The sequence below is a fragment of the Anatilimnocola floriformis genome (genome assembly GCF_024256385.1).
GTDB classification, from domain to species: Bacteria; Planctomycetota; Planctomycetia; order Pirellulales; family Pirellulaceae; genus Anatilimnocola; species Anatilimnocola floriformis.
In genome coordinates this window covers 740,867-762,913 of record NZ_JAMLFW010000002.1, presented here as the reverse complement: position 1 = coordinate 762,913, position 22,047 = coordinate 740,867, and the positions used below count along the sequence as shown (strand labels likewise).

The window sequence follows — 22,047 nt, the reverse complement described above, 5'->3', positions numbered from 1 at the left end:
GACTGCCGCAGCGAAACGCGACGGCGAAAAACGAAGTCAAGAAATCAGGACAGCGGCCCCCCCGATACCTGCCATACCGAGAAGACCGCCGCCTGATCACTTCAAAATTTAGTCGGCGCGGGTTGAAGCGCGATTAACGTGCTTTGCCCGGCCGATGATGCGAATCCCGCAGGGCTTTCACTTCGTCGTGAGAGACCTGCACTGCGGCGAGGTGCCGCCGGAGAGTGTCACAGCAGGGCTCCGCCCCGCCCAAATCCTTCAACGCTTCTTCGTATTTCGCTTTGATCTGATCTTCGCCCCGTTCCGACTCATCCAGAATGGCTTGTTCGCCGCCGCCGAGGGCCGAGCGAATGTCCATCCAGGTGCGGTGGGCTGCCGCGGCCACACTGCCCGACTTCGTCGGCGTTTCGGCGTTCGCGGCTACCATGGTTTGCAGTTCGCTGGCTTGGCCATCGCGGTTCGACGCCCATTGGCGAAAGCGATTGGCCAGCGTGGGGTTAGTTTCCTTGAGGTTTTCAGCGGCTTCCTTAAAGCCATCGCGACTGTCGATATTGATTTGCGTCAAGCTCTGCAGCCAGTCAATCGACTTCTGACAGAGAGTGTTAGTGGTCATCGCCATGATCGAAACTCCTAATCGTGTCTGAACTGTCGCGGCAGACAGCCTGTCCGCTCTGCGATCTTGTGATTTACTTCGCCGAACAGAGCAAAAGCATCTAGCGTGCCAGTCGCGCCGGTTCGTGCCGGCTGTCGGAATTGAATTGACGAAAATCGCTGAAAAAGCCTACGCTTATCGCATCTGTAAAATTCAACCGGCTGCACGCAGAAGGCCGAACTCCGGTTCGGTCGCTGGAAAATGTTCGCCGAGAAATCAGAGCGTTCAAAGATGAACCAGCCAATCCCGGCCCCGCCCGACCACTATCGGCGGGCGCGCATCCAATTTGGTCTGAGATCACTTTTGCTGTTGATAACGGCCTGTGCGATTTTCAGCGCCTGGTATGGCTGGCGGGTGAGGCTGGAAGAGGAGGTTCAGCAATTGGTCGAAAAGCTCGACGCAGAAGCGACGAGAACTAGATGGTCCCCAGGTCTTTTGACAGAGGTAAACATCGATCCACGCGTAGAGGCCATCACCGTCCCCGATGGTTTCGAAGTCACCCTCGCCGCCGAGTCGCCTCTCGTCGAGCATCCCATCATGGCCGGCTTCGACGATCGAGGCCGATTGTTCGTGGCCGAAAATGCCGGTCGCAATCTGAAGCGTGAGGAACTCGAACAGGAACTGCCGAACAGCATCGTGTTGTTGACCGATACGAATGCCGATGGCGTGTTCGACAAGCGAACGGTCTTTGCCGACAAGCTCACGTTTCCGCAGGGAGCGCTCTGGCACGATGGCTGGCTGTATGTTGCGTCGTCGGGAGCGATCTGGCGGTTTCGCGATACCAACGGCGACGACGTCGCCGATATTCGCGAGCAGATCGTTAGCAAGTTTGGTTACACCGGCAACGCCGCCGATGTGCATGGCTGCTTTCTCGGTCCTGAGGGACGCATCTATTGGTGCGAGGGACGGCATGGCCATGAGATCACGGATGCCGCCGGCGCGATCGTCAGCAAAGGTAAGGCCGCGCGGATTTTTTCCTGTCGCCCCGATGGCAGTGACGTGCAAACGCACTGCGGCGGCGGTATGGATAATCCGACCGAGATCGACTTCACCGCCACCGGCGAAATGCTCGGTACGGTGAACATTCTCTATCCGAAGCGCGGCGATTGTCTGGTTCATTGGTTGCACGGTGGCGTTTATCCGCGGGCCGATCAACCCGCCGTGCTCACCGAGTTCCGCCGCACTGGCGAACTGCTCGATGCAGTGCATGACTTCGGCCACGTCGCGGTTTCGGGGTTGCACGTTTCGCGCGGTGGTGAAGGACTTCGTCACCTCGACCAGCAACGACTTTCATCCCACCGACGTGCTGCAAGACGCCGACGGCAGTTTGCTGGTGATCGATACCGGCGGCTGGTTTCGCAGCGGCTGTCCGACGTCGCAAATCGCCAAGCCGGAAGTTCCCGGCGCGATTTATCGCGTTCGCCGCACGGCAGCGCAGAAAATCGCCGATCCGTGGGGAATGAAGATCGCCTGGGATCGTGCAACGGCGGAAGAACTGATCAAACTCCTCGCCGATCCTCGCTTCGCTGTCCGAGCGCGAGCAGTCGCGCAGCTCGTTCGCAACAAAGACGCCGCCGTGCCTTACCTGACCGTTGCGCTGGCTGACGACAATCAAACCCGCCGGCTGCAAGCGACGGAAACGCTGATCAAGATCGGCAGCGAGAAAGCGGCCTCTGCGCTCATCGCCGCACTCGAAAATGAGGACGAGCAAGTTCGGCAGTTAGCCGCGTTTGGTTTAGGTTCCCTGCAATCCGCAGCTGCTACGGATGCGCTAACGTCATTGCTCGCCACTGATCAGCCTGCCGAAGTGCGACTCGCTGCTGCGACTGCCCTTGGGAAAATCGGCGAACCCGCGGCCGTGCCAGAGATCCTCGCCGCTTTGCAGCCCGTAGGACGAACCAATGGTCCGTCCTTCGATCGTTCGCTGGAGCATGCGCTCATCTACGCACTGATCGAAATCGATGATCCGACAGAAACGCGAACGGCACTCAAGCAGGAAAACGCTGATGTGCAGCGCGCTGGACTCATCGCCCTCGATCAAATGCCGTCGAGCGACTTGAAGCGCGAAGAAGTCGCTGCGTTGCTCGCCACAAGTAACCTGGCCTTGCAAGCTGCCGCGCTCGACGTGCTCAGCCGTCATCCCGGTTGGACCGCAGAACTGGTGGAATCCGTCAGCAAACTGTTGAAGCAGCCGAAGCTCGATGAAGCGCAGCAAACGCTCATCAGTAGCGCGCTCGTCTCGTTTGCGAATCAGCCCGCCGTGCAGAAGTTGCTCGCCGAGCAATTGCAGAATGAAAAGACTCCGTCAGCCGTGCAGCGATTGCTACTCGAAGCAATCGCGCAAAGTCGCCTCACAGCTGTTCCAGCGGAACTACGCTCGGCCATGTTGCGAAGTCTCGAAAATAAAGAGCCTTCAGTGCTCCTCGCGGCCATCTCTGCAGCCGGAGCCACGTCGCGTTCATTCCTCAGTGAGCTGCGAGCGATCGCAAACGATGAACAGCGACCCGCCGAAGTTCGCCTCGCCGCCGTCGCGCCGATCAGCGCCGGCACTTCGCTGGAAGCCGCTGAATTTGCCTGGCTGGAGAAGCAACTCGCTGCCGATAGAGCCCCGGCCCTGCGGATTCTCGCGGCCCGTTCGCTCGGGGCAGCGAACCTGACTTCAGACCAGCAAATCACGCTCACTAAATCGCTCGCCACGGCCGGACCGCTTGAAATCGGCCCGCTGCTCGCCGCGTTCGAACGCCCCGGCAACGAAGCGATCGGCAATCCTTCGGCCGCTGCGCTCCTCGCAGCGCCAGGCGCTGCGGCGATAGCGCTGCCGCAACTCGAAGCGCTCGCGGCCCACTATCCGCCGAGCACGAAGGCGGCGCTAAAGCCCATCTTTGATCAACTCGAAATGGCCAACCGCGCCCAGCGCACGCGTCTCGAAACTCTGCTCAGCGAACTGCCGCCCGGCAATGCCAACTCCGGCAAGCAAGTCTTTTTCAATCGCGCCGCCGGTTGCTTTCTCTGTCATCGCGTTGGCAACGAGGGCGGCCGTGTCGGGCCCGACTTATCCACCATCGGTCAGCGGCGAAATCAACGCGATCTGCTCGAAGCCGTGATCTTCCCTAGCTCATCGCTGGCCCGCGGCTTTGAATCGCAAGCGTTGCTTCTCACCGACGGCAGAAGCCTTACGGGCTTAATCACGCGCGAAACTGCCGACGCGGTCATCTTGCGAACGGCAGATCAGAATGAACACCGCATCGTGCGCGGCAATGTCGAAGAGATGAAACCGAGTCCGCTCTCGATCATGCCCACCGGCCTTGAGAGCACGATGAGCAAGCAACAGCTGGCCGATTTGATTGCCTATCTGCAGATGCTGAAGTAAGACCTACTTCACTTCTTTCACTTCGACCACATCCACCTGGATAAACTGGCCGTTGTACGGTTTCGGCGCGGGGGCGACATCCGGCACGACGAGCTTCTTGAAGTTCGTGATCATCCGGCCGTTCTGGCCGTCGCCGTGCAAAGTGATCTTCGCGCCGCCGTCGATTTCGATCGTTTGCGTGTAATCGATCGTGAAGATCTTGTGTCCTACCGCATCTTGCCGATTGAGAAAGTAGTGCGACTCGGGCGACGACACCTTGATCTGATAGATGTTGTACGTGCCGTTGTTCTTCTCGCCGCCGATGTAGAAGTAGTCGCCAACCTGCTTGCCGTTCTTATACATCATCGGCTCGACCACGCCGCGGAAGCGCAGCGTCACCGCGTACTTCTTCCCCTTCTCGCCGCCGAAATCCTTCTCGACCGTGAAGTTGTCGGTCGTGTTTGGATCACCCTTCACCAGCCCTGACACGCCATCGGCCCCTTCCTTCGGGTTTTCCGGCATCGGGTCGCGGCAGGGGAATTCAAACCGAAAGCCATTGAGCGAAGCGCCTGGCTTGGCGGTGTCTTCAGCAACGGCAGTCGCAACGATCATCAACAGGAGAGACGCAAACAGACCAGCAGCAATTTTCATCGAGGCACCTCAGGAGAGAAATGATTTGGCGGGAAAGCCAATCATCGTCGCTGGCAACAGTCAGCGTCAACTATGTCGTCGAATTCTCCGTTATGTCGCCGAATATTCCATATTCGGTGGTGGCGGTCGAATGCCGACTGCTGCTGGAATAAGCGTTAGCGATATTCCAGCAAGTTCGGCGCGCTAGGGTGGCGGCGAAGTGGTCCGCTTTCAAAAGGCAACGCCGCGTTACCGTCACTCGCCAAATCCGGAACTTCGCGGGGCTCGTTCCTCGGCACGCTTCAGGTCGGCCTCAACCCATCGTTTTCGGAGAAAACGACTACATAGTGCTCTTCTCACTCCCTCGCCTCGGTACTCCGGGGAGAGGGTTGGGGTGAGGGGCCGGAAGCTTAGCGTGTCTCTATTTGGCAGATAGTTTTGCCAAGTTTCTCAGGAGATACATCGTGAGTTAGTTCTCAATGGAGGCGTATTTATTGAGTTATTTAGTTGACAACCGTCCACTGTGTCGCGAAAATTCAGGTCGTCCCATCAGCCGCCGGGCGCTAGCCCCCGGCTTCTTCTGCGAGTGAAGGTAAGAGCCGGGGGCTAGCGCCCGGCGGCTGATAGGACTGTTGAGATTAAGTCGATAGCGCTGCTAACCCCTCACCCCGGCCCTCTCCCCGAGGCGGGGCGAGGGAGCGAAGCGTGCTGCGCACGTGCGATGTGGCGTGCAGCGTTTTGGTGTTGTGTGATTGCATGTTGGCTTTCGTTTTCACTTCCTTTTTTCAGGAGTCATCTCATGCCTGCCAAGTCGAAGAATCCGTTGCGGTCGATTGAGATGCGGGTGTCGCAGCGCGATCGGCAGATTTATCAAGCCGTGGTCATCGAGCAGCGGTTGCAGTCGGCGGTGGCGGCCGAGCATGGCATCAAGCAGCCGCGCGTCAGTGCGATCGTCAGGCGGGTGCGGAAGTGGCGGGCGCTCCCCGCGCCGCCGGGCATGGAGCAGTTTTCGCGCGAGGAGCAGTTGCGGGTGGCGGCACGCGATCATCGCGATCGGCTCGCGTTTTGGCATCAGCAAGCCGTGGTCGCGTGGCAGTCGTCGAAGCAGACGAAGCACAAAGTGAAGGTGCGAAAAGTGAAGGGCGAGGAAGTTGAGGAGCGGACGGTGGAGGTGCGCGACGGCGATGATCGGCTGTTCAAGGTTGGGCTGCTCGCCGCGGACAAGATTGTGCAGTTTGAGGGTTTTGATCTGCGCGGCAACGTCGATGTGTCGAGCAAAGGCCGCGTGCCAGAGCCGCCGAAGATGGTCGACGAAGAGCTTTACCGCGGCGTGAAACGCAAGGTGATGAGCGGCGACTTCGACACTCCCGGCGATGAAGGCGTGCCCGGCATGTGGCAGCAAGAAGCCGAGAAACGGAATGCCGAAGTGAAGGCGGTGGCGGCAGTGGCGGAAGAGACGCTGGCGGATGAGATGCCGACGAACGCGCCGCTGCTCGCGTGCGTGACGGCTGTGGTGGAAGAGGAGAGTTCGAACCAGAAGTCGACAGTCGTCGAGGACTCAAAGCTGAAGAGGTCCTCCGCAGAGTGCAATAAAGTGTTATGCAAGAACGAAGGAAAAACGTCGCAAGACAATCAGCAACCAGCGGTTACATCGAAAACAAAAACAGATCACCTGTTATATAAAGCTCCGCCGGCAGAGGGGAGTCGCCAGCGGCCACCGGCCCCGGTCAGCGCGCTGGTTCGGGGTTATTGCGTGCCGGTTCAGCATGTACCGGACGACGAACCGCCCGGCACCGGCGAATTCCGCTGGGCGAATCGGCCTCGTGGCTCGTGATTGTGTTCATTGTCGTCGAATACTCCGTATTCGATGGTGGCGGTCGCAGGCAGTGGCTCGCTGGAATAAGCGTCAGCGAAATTCCAGCAAGTTCGGCGAGGGGAGTCGGCGGTTGTGTTGTTCCGCGACTGCGCTTCCTCGATACGACTCCACTTCCACGATCGCGCGCCAAAGCCGGAATTTCGCGGAGCTCATTCCTGGGAATGTTGCGCGTTCACCTCGAGCCATCGATCACGGAGTGATCGACGACGATGGGGCGAGGTTTGGTCACGCGTAGGTCCCGAAGTAGAGCGAGACTTTTTCAAACTGCACCTGGTCGGCCGATTTCTCCAGCAGGTCGATTTTCCACGAACCGTTGATACTCAGTAGCTGAAAACGCTTCGTCACGCCCGAGTTCGATTGAGCATACACATAGAGCATGCCATGCAACTCACGCACATCGCCAAGCTGATTCTCCGCTGGGCTGTAATAAGGAGGAACTTGCTGGATAAAGCAGTCCTCCTTTGCACGCCGGCGGTCCGTGGCATACTTCTTCACGATTTGCTGATACGAGCTCACGCCGTCCTGGCGATGTCTTTGCAACTGCAACTCTCGAATCGAAGCTCGAGTGGTGGCCGTTGGCAGGCCCTCGATCTGATGGCCCGACGGCGATTGGATAATCTTCGCATACCCAAGTTCAGCCAGCGGTCGCACTTCCAACCAAAATTGCTCGCACTCATGCATCTCGCGCAAAAAGTCCGCGACCAGTTGTCGAGCTTCGTCTGCGAGCAAACCTGTGATCAGTTCTCCTGGGAAAGCAGGCAGCTTGATCACCGGTTCGACATTCTGGAAGGAAGCAGGCAACTTGGCTTGCGACCACTCACGATAGAAACGAAACATCGCTTGGTCGTCATGGCCGGGCCGGCCGAAGCTAACCACGTCTCCTCCGGCATCACGCTCGATCACGAGCACGCCGCTCTCCAACTCATCGGCGACGTCTTCCAGAAAGTGCGCCCAACTGAGTGCGAGCACATACTTGGCTTCTTCGTTGCGGCCGAAGTTAATCACCTGCCCCACAACCCCGTTCGGCCCCGGATCGAAATCGATGCCGTAGCTATTGCCATCCCAATCACCGAGCGGGAGCCAACCAGCGTTGAAAGACTGCTGACGGATTGCATCGGGCGGCTGCGAACTGCAGTACGAAGCGAACTCGCAGGCTGCATCCCCCTGCTCGATCTCGCGCGCCAGCTCGCGATTGATGCTCAGGATGTGCCGCATTTTCGAGAGCGAAGACAACGGTTCGCCAACAATCGCGCCGGGATAAGAAAACTCGTCTTGGCCATCGTGGATCAGCCAGGATTCACGCACCACGACGGGCAAGGTCAAGTCCATCGCGCGCTCGAAGGTGGCAATCTGCTCGGCCGTTGCGCCGGGACGAAGATTAGGGAGCACTTCAGGTGCGTGTTGTTTCAGCCAACGCTCGATTCGCTGCCAAGATTCAGCGACGGCGCGCGGTGTTCGGTCCGTGACGCGCTGCTGAAACATCGGATAGCGCTAAGCCTGCGTGCCCGGTTCGTTCGACCAGTCGATGATCGTTTCGACCGTGTCGAGCAGTTGCTTGAGAATGAACGGCTTGATGAGATAGCCGCGACTGTGCAGACCGGCCTGGCGGGCTTTGACGAGGGTGTGGCCGGCGTCCCAACCGAATTCGCTCATCAGAATGAGCGGCACGGGGGAAATCATGGTCTTGAGCTTCATCATCAGCTCGTAGCCGGTCATGTCGGGCAGCTTGATGCCCGTGAGGACCACGTCGTAGCGCGAGTCGCGCAGGCTGTGCTGATAGAGCGATTCGGCTTCGTCGCCGCGCTGGGCGGTTTCGACGACGCAGCCATATTTTTCGAGCATGCAGTGAGCGCTGGTACGAACAGCGGGTTCGCTATCGACGACCAGTACGCGACGGCCACGCAGTTTCGGCCGATCGTCCTGCGGCACGACCGAGGCGGGAATCGCTTCGGCGGGGGCCATTTTGCGGCCGACTTGCTGAATGACGGCTTTGATTTCGCGAGCGCGATTGACGATGTCGTTCAACCGATCGCCGCAGGCGACGTCGGCGCCCTTGTAGAGCTGAGCGACCATCGTGGCATCGTTGAGAATCGCATCGATGGGGAGGGCTACTTCACGGTGAATCTGTTCGACGCTCTCTTGAGCCGCGTTGGCCCGCTGAGCGACGAGCAGGTCGAGCGTGTTCAGCGACATGGCGACGTCGCGACAGAAAATCTCGAGGAACTGCAGGTCGCTGTCGGTGAAAGCTCGCGGCTGCGGACTCTCGACGTTAAACGTGCCGATGACCACGCTGTGCATCTTCAGCGGTACAGTGAGGGAGCTCTTGGCTCCTTGCACACCCTGCAGGTAGAGCGGATCGTTGGCAGTGTCTTCGCAGAGATAGCTCTTGCCGGTGGCGGCGACGAAGCCGGTCACGCCGTTCTTTTCTTTGCTGACGAAGAGCTCGCGCTGAGCGGCTTCGGGGTCCATGCCGACTTCGAGCAGTGGCACGAGTTGCTTCGTCTTGTGATCGACCAGGCGAATTTCGACGACGTCGAACTTCAGCAGGTCCTTGATGCAGTGGAGAATATTCGATTTGAGGAGCTCGACCCGCTCTTCGACCGACATCTCGAAGATTTCGTCCGGCTTGAGATCGGCCAGCGTGCGGCCGGCGTCTTGAATGGCCGACAGCTTGTGCCGTTGCTGCGTTTCGATCGTTACATCGCGAACGGTGACGACCAGGTTCTTGGTTTTTTCTTCGGGATCGACGATCGGCGATGCATGCAGGTGGAAGTAACGGTTGTCGACGGTCCGCAGCAACGAACTGACCGGGTGACTCGACCGGAGAGCGGCCCGCAGCGGCGAAGCTTCGGTGCCGACGATCTCGGGATTTCCCAGAGCGGCGAAAAAATGCTCGCCGACGATGTTGCCGCGGTTGGCCCAGTGACGGAGCCGTTCGTTGGCCCACAGAATGATGCACTCGCTATCGAGGAGCGCCATCGCGTCGGGCATTCCCTCGAGGATGCGGTCGTTTTCGAGCAGCCGGCCGAGGCGGAGGGCTTCGGTGAAGTGCTTGGCGGCAACGTAAATGCCGTCGAACTCTTCGCGGCCGACGCGGGCCAAGGCGCGAAGTGGATTATGCACCTCGACGATATCACACGCCGAGGCGATAGAAGGTGGGAGCTGATCTCCCTCGCCTGCTACAAACAGCAGTTTCTGCCTGTCGCCCACGCACCTCTCCTGAACACGGACGCAACGCAACCACGTTCGATTATAGGACGTAATTGCGCACCGGACAACGCAAGAAGCCACCCCTGCGGAGAATACAACCGTTGCAAACGGCCCGGCGACGGCCACAACAGTCGCCTTTCACTCCGTGAAAGGACGCGTCTTTCGACCGTGACAGCTGTGGGAAGGTTGTTTGGCAAGTCAACCGTTCCAACGGCGGTAGAAATATTCGCCAAGCTTCAAGCCGGCCTTCGTCGGGTTGTCGGCAATGTATTTCCGCAGGTATTCATACTGCTCGGGACTTCGCACCAGATGATCGAAGGGCTCTTGTTGCCAAAGCTTGCCTTTCCGGCTCAGCAACCGGTTGATTTTGGTGGCCGAAAACTTCAGCCAGGAATCGCACTGATCAGCCATTGCTTCTGCCGTCGCGAACACGGCAAGGAGATGGACGTGATTGGGCATGACCACAAAATCACCCATTCGGTAGTGAACTCCATCGAAATGGAGCAAACAATCGCTGACGATCTTCGTGATGGCAGGTTGCTTGAGGAGGCAATCGCCTTGACAGGTGTCAAGAAAGTCTTCGCGCGTGCGTCGGAACTCGCGATAGAAGTCATTCCTGTCATTGTCGGGCAAAGTCTCAATTACCTCAGACCAATGTTTGCCTTGCTGATGTCCGCGCGCTCGCAGCCAAGCTTGTTTCTCACGCTCCCAACGCATGATCACCTCTTGTGGAATCGAGTCTTCCGTCCGAAACGTGAGAAACACGACAGTACCACTCTGCGACCAATGGGGCCGGCAATGTTTGTAGATCTCCAAATTCGCTTTTGGATCAAAGCACTCGCCGAGCATGCCGCACCTCACCGTTGCTCTACAGTCGCCTTTCACCCGCTGCAGCTTACGGAACCTGCCATCGCAAATCCAGGTTTTCTCTGATTCACACTTGAACGCTGATAGGCCGCAGTCTGATGCAATTCCACCTTCAGAAGACGCGTCCTTTCACGGAGTGAAAGGCGACTGTTATCCAATCGCGTAGATACGAACAGCTCCATTCGGCCCCACCACGGCAAACTCATTCGGTTCATCGGTAGGCAGCACGGCAATCGGCGCGAAACCAAAATTGGCGAACGTGTGGCAAAGCTTCAAACCTACATTCGACGTCTCGTAAACTTCGCCGCCATTGACGCCAGCGAGGACCAGATGGCCGCCGAGTGTGAAGCAGGCAACGGGCTGCTGCAGATCGTAGCCGCAGCCGATGGGGGCCGAGGCCTCGCGCCCCTGCAGCCAAACGACAAATGTGCCGTTGTCGGTAACGACGGCCAGCCGCGTGCGTGTGAAGGGGGCCGAACCGGCGATCTGGCGGATCGGGCCGCTGAACTCGAGTTCTTCGATTTCTTCCGGGCCGCGAATCAGTCGCAGCACTTGTTGATAACCGATGGCCAGCAAATCGTTCCTACCGTGCGTAGGCAAAATCGCGTTGTCCGGATCGGCTTCGCAAACGTCGAACGTAGTGACGATCTCACCGAGCGTTTGCTTCGCGCCGATCATTCGCCCGTTGGCCACCAGATAACCCGTGGCTGCATCGCGCTCGATGAAGAACGCCCGGCCGAGCGCATAACAGACGCTGACGCGCGTGAAGCGCGTTGCATCCGCTGCTCCTTGCGCACCTTCGAACAGCACTGCTTGCGTGATGCCTTGCGGCGAGTGCATTTCGAACGACGCTTCCTGCTGGCCAAAGCCGGTCGCAATCAACAGCGGCCCGTGGCCCTGCGGATCGGCGGCGATGTGAGCGGCTTCAATCACGCCTCGCGGGTTGATCCACTTGCGCTGCACTCTGCCTTGCCAACAGACGGCCGCAATCACAATCACGCCCTTGTCGTTACCAATGGCCCAGAAATAACTTCCCGCGGCGGCAGCAGCCTCCCAGGCAATTTGCTTATCCTGCTGAAACTCGCGAACGAGTCGGACCGGGCGGTCTTTGCGCGAGATATCAGTTTTCTTCGGCTGTGCTTTCGCCGGAGCCTGTGCTTTGGCGGACTGAGCGACATCGCGCTCGCGCAAATACCGCTGGCCATCGTGCGTCAGCAATTGATCGCCAGGGACCAGCTGTTGCAAGGAAGTGACCAACCGTGTCCGCGCGGGCTTATCAGCTTGCGGCAAGTGCGTGCCGATGATGAGCCGCGCAGTATCAGCGGCGTAATCGGCGACTTGCTGATCGGGATAATTGCGGGCGACGGTCGCGAGGGCCTCGCAGTTGACGACGCCGATCGTAACGATACTGTACGTATCTCGGAGCTGCGCAATCCGCTGGTGCGCACGGTCGTGCCATTGCTGACGAAGATACAATTCGAACAGTTTCTCGAGACTCTCGCGCAGCTGATGGCCGCTGTGCCAACTCCGCTGCAACACCTGTTCGGCTTCCTGCGGCAGGCCGATTTTGTTTTCGAACAAGTGTGCCGCTTTGAAGTATTCGCGATTTCCCTCGGCTGCCTGCGCTGCTTGCCGCCAGGCCGTGATCGCTTCTTCTTTTTGCTCCAACCGCAGATAAAGATCGCCGATCTTTTCGAACTCGCGCAGCGGTTCGTACAGCGCAATGGCTTCGTGCAACAAACCGCCGCGCTCGAGACATTCCGCAGCTTTCTTTGGCTGATTCAAACGATCGCGATACAGCACCGCCGCTTCGCGCCAATGCTCGCCGGCGGCAAGGGCCGAAGCTGCCGCGAGAAAATCGCCAAGCAGTTCCGCGAAAATGTAAGCAGCCCGCCGATGTCGACCGAGTTGCAATTCGCGATTGGCGAGCTCGCGATATCGCTGGGCCAGTTGCAGTTGATACTGCGGCGACAAGTTCCAATGATCGGCCGGCCCACCACCGCCGATGCGATTCAAATTGAAGTTCACTTCGCGCGAACCAAGCGAGCCGCTCGGTGGTGCTACGCCCCGATGTTCGCTGCTGCTAAAGGGAATCGCAAACTTCAGCCCTTCATCGGGATTGTTCTGCAGCAAATGCATCAGCCGTTGAATCTCTTTGTTCCGCTGATCCTCGAGTTGCTGCGAGATCGCGCCGAGACGCTTGGTCACCCACTTCGAGAGCGAATCGAGCCAACCGGGCCCCGCCGCACCGCCGCCAGATCCAGCACTGCCGCGCGAACCGCCAGCGGGTGCAACACCGCTGCCGAGTCCCGGCAAGTACGACATCGCGGCACCAATCATCCCGGCCATTCCGCCCAGGGCTCTAAGGCCCACCTGCGACATGCCCCGCTTCATTTGATCGAGCAAGCCGTTGCCCGGTTCATTCGGCCGCGGCGGCAGTTCGTTGATTTGGTCTCCCTGCGAACCGATGTCGTCGCGGCCCTGCTGCAGCACTTCGGCGAGCGACGGCAACGAATTGGGCTGCACGCTGAGCAGACGATCGTTGAGTGCCTCGCCGGGTTGCGCCCGGGTCCAATCCTGCGCCGAAAACATCGGCGGCAATAGCAAATGTTCGATGCCGCGCAGCTCGCCGGGCTCGATCGTCAGTAGGCCGCGTGCCGGATGAAAAACCGCAGCCGCGAGATCGCTAGGCAATAGCGATTCGAGTTCTTCCTTCGTCGCCGCTGGCAATAACTCTGCATGTAACGGCAGATACCAGCGCGAGCCGGCACGGCCGAAGGGAATCGCCCGCGGGGCGACGACGGGCTTTTGTCCTGCGGGCAAGATCGTCAGCGCGCCCCACCCCGGCAGCACCGCAATTCGCCAATCAGCCTGCGGTAGGTTCCAGCGCAGCCATTCTTCCATCCAGAGCCCAAGATCATCTCCCGGCACGAGCCACGCCACGGCAGCGTGCTGCGGCTGTTCGCGATATCGAATGCTGAGGGGCAGGGAGATCATTAGTCGTCGAACGCTCTGCGGTCGATGAATCGACGCAGAAACGAAGTTCGTTGCCGGTGACGAGTTGAGGTGAACCGGTAGCGCGTGCTGCCAGTTGCCTCCATTCATCGATCGCGGAGCGATCGACGACTTCATCCTACGAAGTCTGCGCTGCCACGCAAACCGCGCCGGCGTTCGACTCGCCGCCGAGGCCGTGAAATTCGGCCCATTGTTCTTTCACAAAGCGGCCCAGCTCGCGGTGAAACACTTCCTGGCTGAAGCGTTCGGCCCGCGCGCGAATGACTTCGGGATCGAACGTCATCGTGTTGAACTTCCGCACGGCAGCGGCCAGCGACGCGCCGGTTCGTTCTTGAAAGAACGTGCCGGTTTCACCTTCGACAACGGTCTCTTTAGCACCGCCGACACCGAAGGCAATCACCGGCGTGCCGTTGGCCATGGCTTCGACCGGCACGATGCCGAAGTCTTCTTCGGCGGGAAAGACAAACGCCTTCGCACGGCCGTAGAGTTGTGGCAGTGCTTCATCGGGCACACGACCGAGAAACTCGATATTCGATTTCGCCCGCGGGCGGTGCTTGGCAATCTCTTCGCCCGTGCCGGCAACCTTGAGTGGCAAACCGAGTTCGTTGAAGGCATCGACCGCGAGGTCGAGCCGTTTGTAAGCGACTTGCCGGCCAACGATCAGATAGTAATCGTCACGCTCGCGCGAGAGCGGATACTGTTCGACATTCACCGGCGGATAAATGGTTGTCGAGTCTTTGTCGTAATACTTCTCGATCCGCGCAGCGACGTAATTTGAATTCGCAACGAAGCGATCAACGCCTTGCGCGCCGCGATAGTCAATCTTCCGCAGCCCACCGATCATCAGCGGCAGCAAGCCTTTCACTAGCCAATTGAGGCGGCCGAACGGAGGATTGTTTTTGTACCACTCGTAATCGCTCCAGTAGTAGCGCACCGGCGTGTGGCAATAGCAGATGTGCATCGTCCGAGGCCCGGTGCGGACGTATTTCGATTCCGCACTGCACGACGAGAGAACGATGTCGTATTGCGACAGGTTCAAACTCCGAAAGGTCCAAGCCCGCGCGAGCGGAAAGAGTTGATGCTTTGTCTTGGCGAGGCCGATGCGGTTGAGCCAGCTCGGTCGCACATCGGCGTCGGCGAACTCGGGAAATTTTTCGGGAGTGTAAGCCGCCGTGTAGATCGGCGCTTCGGGATAGAGGCGATGCATTTCCAGCAACACCTTTTCTGCGCCGCCTGGAGAGACCAGCCAGTCGTGAACGAGGGCGATGCGTGGTTCGATAGTCGTCATACGGTTTCGATTCAAACAAACTCAATTAACAGCGGCCAGCACATCCCAGGTTTGCTTGGCTGCCGTTTCCCAACGAAAATTCTGGGCGCGAGCCAATCCCCGCTCGCGCAACTTTGCCCGCAACGTCGAGTCATCGGCCAGTTGTTGCAGTCCCGCTGCGATGCTTTCGATGTGCATTGGATCGACCAGCACCGCAGCATCGCCGGCCACTTCAGGCAACGACGTGCTATTGCTGCAGACCACCGGCGTGCCACTCGCCATCGCTTCGAGCACCGGCAGGCCGAAGCCCTCGTATAGCGACGGAAAAGCAAAGAACTCCGCCCCGGCATAGAGCGCCGGCAGCAAGTCATCGGTGACGTAGCCGGCGAGCTGCACGTTGGCTGGTGCGGCGTCAAATTCCAGATCGTGAAAGACGTTTCCTTTCGCGCCGGCGAGCACCAAATGCAAATTGGCCGGTCGCGCCGGCATCTTGTTCCAGGCTTCGAGTAAGCGACGCAAGTTCTTCCGCGGTTCGAGCGAACAAACGCAGAGGACATAGCGCTCTGGCAGTTTCAATTCTTTGCGCGCTCGTTGCAGCATCTCGGCCGATTGCGGTTGAAACTGCGGGCCGACGCCGCTGAGGATGACTTCGACCTTCTCTTCCGGCACGCGGCAGACATCAATAATTCGCTGCTTCGAAAATTCCGAAACAGTGATGATCCGCTCCACACGGCGAGCCAGACGCGGCACGAGCCATTGATACCAGGCCGCAAACATCTTGGAAAAACACTCGGCCTGATCGACGAAAGCGGTATCGTGAATTGTCACGACTTGTCGTCGCACAGCGAGTGGTCCGGTCGTGCTAGGCGAGAACAGCGGCCCGCGCGTCAGCATCGGCAGGCGGAGTTGTTCCCACAAATGGCCGCCGGCACCTTTGCCGCCTTTCGCTGGTTTCAGGATCGGCACGGGTTCCCAGCGCGAGACGATCTCCTGCGCGTAACGCTGAATGCCGGTGACTCGTTGCAGCTGATAGCGGCCATTGACGCAAGGCAACATGCTTAACCTCGCGCTTCGGGGAAAGTGGCCGGAACATTTGAGAATTGCGGTTCCAATCGGCGCTCGCGACGGGCCTTCATCAGCAACCGCCAACCGAGCCAAACGATGACCAGCAGCGCGGCCAGCGCGCGGGGATGCGACAAGTAAATGAACCGCGGCATCTCGAGCAAACTCGTGAAGCAAATCGGATACAGCAGCAGGCCGATGAGCGAACCTTCTAAGTAACCACGATGAGCCCAGCCGAGCACGGCGCCGAATCCGACCCACCAGAAAATCGAGCCGATCACGCCCCAATCTCGCAGTGGTTCAAACAGGCCACCCAGGCTGTTGTATTCGTAGTTGCCATACTGCTTCAGCATCAGCTCGTGCGACTTCGGTGGGTTGAGCCCAGTCAGCTCTTCGTACGAGTAGGGCGATTTTTCAACGAGCGGAAATTCCCACAGGGCATTGAGAGTCGCAAACGGCAACGGCCGTTGTCCCTGCCGTTCCCAGCCGAGTGCGCCGTTGTTCACGCTCGTGCTGTAATAGCCGCCGAGCCGCCAGACCGTGAACTCCGCGATTGAGTCGAACTGATTTCGATAATGCTTCCAACTGCGGAAGTATTCGAACGTGCCGAAGAACAGCATCATCGAAATCAGCCCCACGACGGGGCCGACGCGAAACAATAGTTTCATATTCGGACTGAGCGGGCGCGACAGCCAGGCAAATCGCAAAATCATCAGCCCCATCGGCAGCATGACTTCGATCAGCGCCAAGCGTTCATGAAATAGTAGTGCCCGCATGACGGCCAAGCCGACGATCACGGCAATGTATTTGCGCACATACTTTCGGCCATAGTGATCGAGCCACAGTCCGAGCAGCACGCAAATGATGCCGAACTGCGTGGCCGTCGTCACGCCGGGAATGTAGACCACCACTTCGCCGACGAGTTCCTTCGACACATCTTCAGGTGCTGAAAGCAGGTTCTCTTTGATCACCCCCAGCGACAAGCCATTCCGCAAGCCGTTCAGCACGAGCAGCGAACAGGCCGCCAGCGTCAAGCTGAACGTCGCAAAGAACCACCAGTTCACATCTTCGATGATCCCCTCACCGGTGTCGCCGCGTCCCCGTTGCCAACTGCTGCCGATCCGCCGGCCGATCTCCAGCGCCAGCCAGGCCGTGAGCGGGATCCAGACATGCTCAAACTTCAAATACTTCGGCGACTCGTAAAGGTCGTACGCCTTATTCGACAGCATGAGTGCGAGAAAGAACGTGCCGACCGTTCCCATCCCAAACACCCACGAAGGGTTGAGCCACCACAATTGCCCCAGCGGTGTGGGCTTGGCGGATATGGATGGGCCAGTGGACATGCGGCGGCGCTGCGAACGGAGCTTGGGACTAAACCTTCAGTCTAATCCCTCCCGCCAATCCGCCGAGAGGCGGAGAAGCCGCAAGATCGTTACAAACGGAAAGCCGCAAGGAAAAAGGGCTCAAGGACCGGCGTTCAGCAGAAGTTTACTTCGCGCGAATCCTTGCTGATTCCTTGATGCAGAAAGATGGGATGTATATGTTCTCGACCGTCAACCGTGATGACCACGCGAGCGCCGGCAGTTATGGGAGATTCATAGGGTTCGCGGAGGATCAGCGAATCTCGCCCTACTTGCGCTACGTCGAGGATCACGCCCTCGACCTCGAGTCGAATCTCCACATTTGCTGAATAGCCCATAGAGCCTCCTTGTGGTTGGGTGACAACAATCTTACCCAATAGACGCCGCCCCACCCGCACCCTCTAATCCCATTTGCCTCTTCATTTCTGCATTCTGCCTTCTCCCTTCTGCATTCAAATGAAACTCCACTTCCTCGGAGCCAATCGCCAGGTCACGGGCAGTCGTTATTGTCTGGAGACCGAGGGGCGAGAGCTGTTGATCGATTGCGGGCTCTTTCAGGAGCGGCAGTTTCAAGATCGCAATTGGGACCCGTGTCCGATTCCTGCCGAGCGGGTCGATGCGATGTTGCTGACGCACGTGCACATCGATCACAGCGGTTTGATTCCGCGCTTTGTGCGCGAGGGCTTTGCCGGGCCGATCCACTGCACGCGTCCGACGGCTGCACTCGTCGAAATCATGCTCCGCGATGCGGCGAAAATTCAAACCGAAGATGCCGACTACAAAAAGAAGCGGCACGCCCGCGAAAACCGACGCGGCCGGTTTGCGCCGGAGCCGTTGTATGTCGATGAAGACGTCGATCGCTGCGTGCCGTTGTTTCGCGAGGTGCATTACAACCAGCCGCAGCAGATCTTTCCCAACGTGCGCGCGATCTTTCACGACGCGGGGCACATTCTCGGCTCGGCGATGATTACGCTCGAAGTGACCGAGAACGGCCAGATGAAGCGGCTCGTTTTCTCGGGCGACATCGGCCAGTGGAACAAGCCGATCATTCAAGATCCCACGCTCCTCGTACAAGCCGATTACCTGGTGATGGAAACCACCTACGGCGATCGGTTGCATCCGGATGCCGGCGATGTTGAATCGCAACTCGCCGACGTGATCAACACCACGATCGGGCGCGGCGGCAAGGTGATCATCCCCACGTTTGCTCTCGAGCGCGCTCAAGAGCTGATGTATCACTTCGCGCGACTCGTCCGCGCGAACCGCATTCCGAACATCAAGGTCTTCATGGACAGCCCGATGGCCGTCGATGTGACGGCCGTCTTCGAGCGGTTCCGCGAGTACTACGACGACGAGATGCGGGCCCTCATCACCGGCCCCGAGCCGCCGCTCCGTTTTCCCGGGCTCACCATGGTACGCTCAACGGCAGAGTCGAAAAAGATCAACGAAGTGCGCGAGCCCTGCGTCATCATGGCAAGCGCCGGCATGTGCAACGCCGGCCGGATCAAGCATCACCTCCGGCAAAACATCAGCAATCCAGCCAACACGATTCTCTTCGTCGGCCATCAGTCGTATGGCACGCTGGGCCATCACATTTTGAGCGGCGCACCGTTTGCGCGGATCCACGGCCAGGACTTTCGTGTCGCCGCCAAGATTGCACAGGTCTACGGCCTCTCCGGCCACGCCGATCGCAACGGCTTGCTGAAGTGGCTGACGCACTTCGAGCCGAAGCCCAAACGCGTCTTCTTCACGCACGGCGAAGAAGCCGTCGCGCTGGCCTTTGCGGAACACGCCGAAAAGCAGCTCGGTCATCACACTTACGTGCCGCACTATCAGGAAGCAGTGGAGCTGACGTAACTCACTCAGAAAAATCCCTATGCGTCTTGCATTACTACTCGCCCTCGCTATGACAACGAACGTCACTTTCGCCCAGAACGCGCCGCGGTCTACGCCGTCGGGGCCGGATTTTCTCAAAGCACTCGCGTTTGCTCAGCACTTCGCCAAGCCGGCTGCGCTCACGCCCGAAAATGATCGCCAGCTGAAGGCCACAATCCTGAAAGCATTGCAGGAAAAACCGCCGGTGATTTCTTTCGCGGAAGTGAAAGATATTTTCGACGAGAAAGAGTTCGCCGAATGGAACGCAAAAGATCAGTTGACGATTGCGAGAATGGATGTACTGCTCACTGAGGCCCTGCCTAAATCACGGGGCAAGATCTTTCCAGCTCTGGTCGACCACACCGATTTGCTCACGACTCAGTTCGACATGATTGACGAGCCGCATCAACGCGCTGCGAACGAGTTCGCTGGCTGGATCGCCAAGAATTATTCCGCCAAAGAAGAGCGAGGGGTAAGCGTGATCTGCACAGGCAACTCTCGGCGTAGCGTGATGGGCGCCACGATGGGGAACGTCGCCGCAGCCTATTGGGGCCTGTCCAATCTGAAGTTCTATAGCGCTGGAACGACCCCCACTGCGCTCAACGCACGGACGATCGAAACCCTCAAAAAAGTCGGCATTGAAGTCGCCAATACAACTGAAGAAGCGCCACGCGGCAAAGGTGGCGAAGCGAATCTGATTTATCAGGTCAGCTGGGGAACCTTTCCGGCCGTGAAAGAATATTCGAAGCGCTACACCGATTCGCCACTCCCCGAAAAAGACTTCGCCGCCATCCTCGTCTGCGATGAAGCCGATGAAGCGTGCCCCACCGTGAAGGGCGCGAGCATTCGCATCTCGGCGCCTTACTTCGATCCCAAAGCCTACGACAACAGCCTGCTCGAATCGGCGAAATACGCCGAACGCCGTGACGACATCGGCCGGATGATGCTCAGCGCGCTGATGCAAGCGCGCCGGCAGTTGCAGTTGCCGAAGAAGTGACTCACAAAAAAACAGCTGAGAATTTTTTTCATTGCGACACTTTGTCGCTTGAGCGCACGGCACCTACCGCACTCAGTATGTAATCTCCCCTGAGAGTGTCGGTTTGCTCCTCAGGCAGATTTAGTCGCTGATTTCAGGCGTTTTTTGACGCGAGCGCACTTCCTGAGCATTTGGCGGATTGCCACAGCGCAAATCCCCTTGCCGAAAATTCACGTTTGGGACATATGTAGATTTAGTAGTTCGTTTGTCTCTCCCGCAAACGATTCGCCCTCTGGCTTTGGGAGAGACTCCTGTGAACCTTGCTCACCGGTTGTTATTCGCTTCGGTCGCGGCAGTCGCGACCATCTTCAGCGGCTGTTCTGGCTCGAATATCCCCGACCTCGCGCAGGTCAACGGCGTGGTCACGCTCAACGGCATGCCCTATCCGAACGCGCAGGTTACCTTCACGCCCGCGCAAGGTCGTCCTTCCGAAGGTGTGACCGATGCCGAAGGAAAATTCGAACTCGTGTATCTGCCGCAAGTGAAAGGCGCGCAGTTAGGCGATCACACAGTAGCCATCACCACCCGCTATCAAGCGCCGGAGAATCCCGGCACCGAAAGACCATTTGTCGAACCATTGCCTCCGCAATACAACGTGCAATCGAAACTAACCGCCGCGGTGAATTCCGGCGTGAATGTCGTCGATTTTCCGCTCACCACCCGCTAGTAAGTCAGCCAGTAATCCGCCTCCCCACCTCGCCTCAATCCTCTCCCTGTCCTCTCTCGCAACCTGCCGCCAATCACCAACCTCTCCGCGCGTTCGACCTGTCGTTGACGGGATCGGGCAGCGCCATCGGTCCCGCCTATTGTTTGCCCTGGCTGCGCTCGGCGCAGTTCAGACAGACGCAGTCTTTCGGTTCTCTGTTAGAGGAGTGGTGCTATGACGTCGTCGCGTGCCCGCCAATTGGGCTTTACTCTGGTCGAATTGCTCGTCGTGATCGCCATCATCGGTGTGCTGGTCGCGCTCTTGTTGCCCGCCGTGCAGGCCGCGCGCGAAGCCGCTCGTCGCGCGCAGTGCTCGAACAATTTCAAGCAGATCGGCCTGGCCGCTCACATGTATCACGACACGTACCAAATCCTGCCGTACAACGGCGTGCCGCAGGCGGGAAGCGGCGCTACGATGCAGCGCGGCGTCTCGTGGTTCTTTCGCCTGCTGCCCTTTATGGAGCAGCAGCCAGCCTTTAACAAAGCCGTGTTCTCGGGTGACTGGTCCTATCAGGACGGCCCTTCGCCGAACACCGAGCTGATGAACACGCTGCGCGTGAACACACTGTGGTGCCCGTCGGCGCCAATTCCAAAAACGAAATTGCTCCGCGATGTGACCGTGCAAACGCCGCACTATGTCGGCATCGAAGGCTCGTACTTTCAAGGCGGATCGGCCACGGTGGCTTCGACGGCAACCTACGTCGATTACTACGGCCGCACGGTTTACAACGGCGTGATTCAAATCGCCGAATTTCCTGTAGGCTTTCAAACTGTGACCGATGGGACGAGCAACGTGATGATGGCCAGCGAGCAAAGCGACTTTCAGCGCGATGCGCTCGGCGTTAAAACCGATCGCCGTTCGAGCGGTCACTGGGGCGGAGCGTGGAGCTGCGGCGCGGGCGCGCGAAACTGGACGCAAAACGTCACAACCATTCGCTACCCCATCCGCGGCGGTTATGCGGCGGCCGGCAACACAGCCCCCTATGAATCGAACATTCCGCTCTTCTCGGCCCATCCAGGCGGCGTGATGTGCGTCCTCGTTGATGGCTCGGTGCGAATGGTCAATCAAACCGTCGACTTTGCCACTCTTACTGCCATTGCTGATCGGGAAGATGGCAATGTGGTGGCGGATTTTTAGAAAG

General features: G+C 58.8%; 16 protein-coding genes and 1 pseudogene. 8 read left to right on the top strand and 9 right to left on the bottom strand.

Annotated features, from left to right (window positions below; genetic code table 11):
* Positions 1-133: 133 nt before the first annotated feature.
* Positions 134-619 (bottom strand): PA2169 family four-helix-bundle protein, encoded by a 486-nt coding sequence (locus M9Q49_RS27725; protein ID WP_254512558.1) that lies wholly within the window; start codon positions 617-619, stop codon positions 134-136.
* Positions 620-853: 234 nt separating this feature from the next.
* Between M9Q49_RS27725 and M9Q49_RS36230 the strand changes: the two are divergent.
* A pseudogene (locus tag M9Q49_RS36230) lies at positions 854-1,678 on the top strand (DUF7133 domain-containing protein); the annotation flags it as partial.
* Between the two features lie 181 nt (positions 1,679-1,859).
* Entirely contained in the window at positions 1,860-4,022 is a 2,163-nt protein-coding gene (locus M9Q49_RS27715; protein WP_254512556.1) for a HEAT repeat domain-containing protein, read from the top strand.
* 3 nt (positions 4,023-4,025) lie between these two features.
* On the opposite strand, the gene M9Q49_RS27710 is transcribed toward M9Q49_RS27715, so the two are convergent.
* Positions 4,026-4,652 carry a hypothetical protein gene (locus M9Q49_RS27710; RefSeq protein WP_254512555.1) on the bottom strand — a complete coding sequence of 209 codons (627 nt, stop codon included), beginning with the start codon at positions 4,650-4,652 and terminating at the stop codon, positions 4,026-4,028.
* A 778-nt stretch (positions 4,653-5,430) separates the two neighbouring features.
* On the opposite strand from M9Q49_RS27710, the gene M9Q49_RS27705 reads away from it, so the two are divergent.
* Positions 5,431-6,465: a hypothetical protein gene (locus M9Q49_RS27705; protein WP_254512554.1), complete on the top strand. Its 1,035-nt coding sequence runs from the start codon at positions 5,431-5,433 to the stop codon at positions 6,463-6,465.
* Between the two features lie 267 nt (positions 6,466-6,732).
* Here the strand turns inward: M9Q49_RS27705 and M9Q49_RS27700 are convergent, their stop codons facing one another.
* Together M9Q49_RS27700 and M9Q49_RS27695 are read right to left on the bottom strand one after the other, a co-directional pair.
* On the bottom strand, positions 6,733-7,896 hold the full coding sequence (locus M9Q49_RS27700; RefSeq protein ID WP_254512553.1) for an SMI1/KNR4 family protein: 1,164 nt from the start codon (positions 7,894-7,896) through the stop codon (positions 6,733-6,735).
* A 102-nt stretch (positions 7,897-7,998) separates the two neighbouring features.
* On the bottom strand, positions 7,999-9,717 hold the full coding sequence (locus M9Q49_RS27695; protein WP_254512552.1) for a response regulator: 1,719 nt from the start codon (positions 9,715-9,717) through the stop codon (positions 7,999-8,001).
* 168 nt (positions 9,718-9,885) lie between these two features.
* Here M9Q49_RS27695 and M9Q49_RS36225 point away from each other — a divergent pair, with 168 nt between their 5' ends.
* Positions 9,886-10,650, top strand: coding sequence for a hypothetical protein (locus tag M9Q49_RS36225; RefSeq protein WP_254512551.1), 765 nt, complete (start codon positions 9,886-9,888; stop codon positions 10,648-10,650).
* 84 nt (positions 10,651-10,734) lie between these two features.
* Here M9Q49_RS36225 and M9Q49_RS27685 read toward each other — a convergent pair whose 3' ends face one another.
* From M9Q49_RS27685 to M9Q49_RS27665, 5 genes are all read right to left on the bottom strand, one after another.
* Positions 10,735-13,581, bottom strand: coding sequence for a tetratricopeptide repeat protein (locus tag M9Q49_RS27685; protein ID WP_254512550.1), 2,847 nt, complete (start codon positions 13,579-13,581; stop codon positions 10,735-10,737).
* A 136-nt stretch (positions 13,582-13,717) separates the two neighbouring features.
* On the bottom strand, positions 13,718-14,887 hold the full coding sequence (locus tag M9Q49_RS27680) for a glycosyltransferase (protein WP_261365326.1): 1,170 nt from the start codon (positions 14,885-14,887) through the stop codon (positions 13,718-13,720).
* A gap of 21 nt (positions 14,888-14,908) precedes the next feature.
* Positions 14,909-15,922: a glycosyltransferase family 4 protein gene (locus M9Q49_RS27675; RefSeq protein WP_254512549.1), complete on the bottom strand. Its 1,014-nt coding sequence runs from the start codon at positions 15,920-15,922 to the stop codon at positions 14,909-14,911.
* Between the two features lie 2 nt (positions 15,923-15,924).
* Complete coding sequence (locus tag M9Q49_RS27670; RefSeq protein WP_254512548.1) at positions 15,925-17,271, bottom strand: O-antigen polymerase; 1,347 nt, start codon at positions 17,269-17,271, stop codon at positions 15,925-15,927.
* A gap of 134 nt (positions 17,272-17,405) precedes the next feature.
* Positions 17,406-17,627 (bottom strand): hypothetical protein, encoded by a 222-nt coding sequence (locus M9Q49_RS27665; protein ID WP_254512547.1) that lies wholly within the window; start codon positions 17,625-17,627, stop codon positions 17,406-17,408.
* 118 nt (positions 17,628-17,745) lie between these two features.
* Between M9Q49_RS27665 and M9Q49_RS27660 the strand changes: the two genes are divergently transcribed.
* From M9Q49_RS27660 to M9Q49_RS27645, 4 genes are all read left to right on the top strand, one after another.
* Positions 17,746-19,146 carry an MBL fold metallo-hydrolase RNA specificity domain-containing protein gene (locus M9Q49_RS27660; protein ID WP_254512546.1) on the top strand — a complete coding sequence of 467 codons (1,401 nt, stop codon included), beginning with the start codon at positions 17,746-17,748 and terminating at the stop codon, positions 19,144-19,146.
* Positions 19,147-19,165: 19 nt separating this feature from the next.
* Positions 19,166-20,161, top strand: coding sequence for a hypothetical protein (locus M9Q49_RS27655; RefSeq protein WP_254512545.1), 996 nt, complete (start codon positions 19,166-19,168; stop codon positions 20,159-20,161).
* Positions 20,162-20,453: 292 nt separating this feature from the next.
* Positions 20,454-20,867, top strand: coding sequence for a carboxypeptidase regulatory-like domain-containing protein (locus M9Q49_RS27650; RefSeq protein ID WP_254512544.1), 414 nt, complete (start codon positions 20,454-20,456; stop codon positions 20,865-20,867).
* Between the two features lie 213 nt (positions 20,868-21,080).
* Complete coding sequence (locus M9Q49_RS27645; protein WP_254512543.1) at positions 21,081-22,043, top strand: DUF1559 domain-containing protein; 963 nt, start codon at positions 21,081-21,083, stop codon at positions 22,041-22,043.
* The last annotated feature ends 4 nt before the right edge of the window (positions 22,044-22,047 follow it).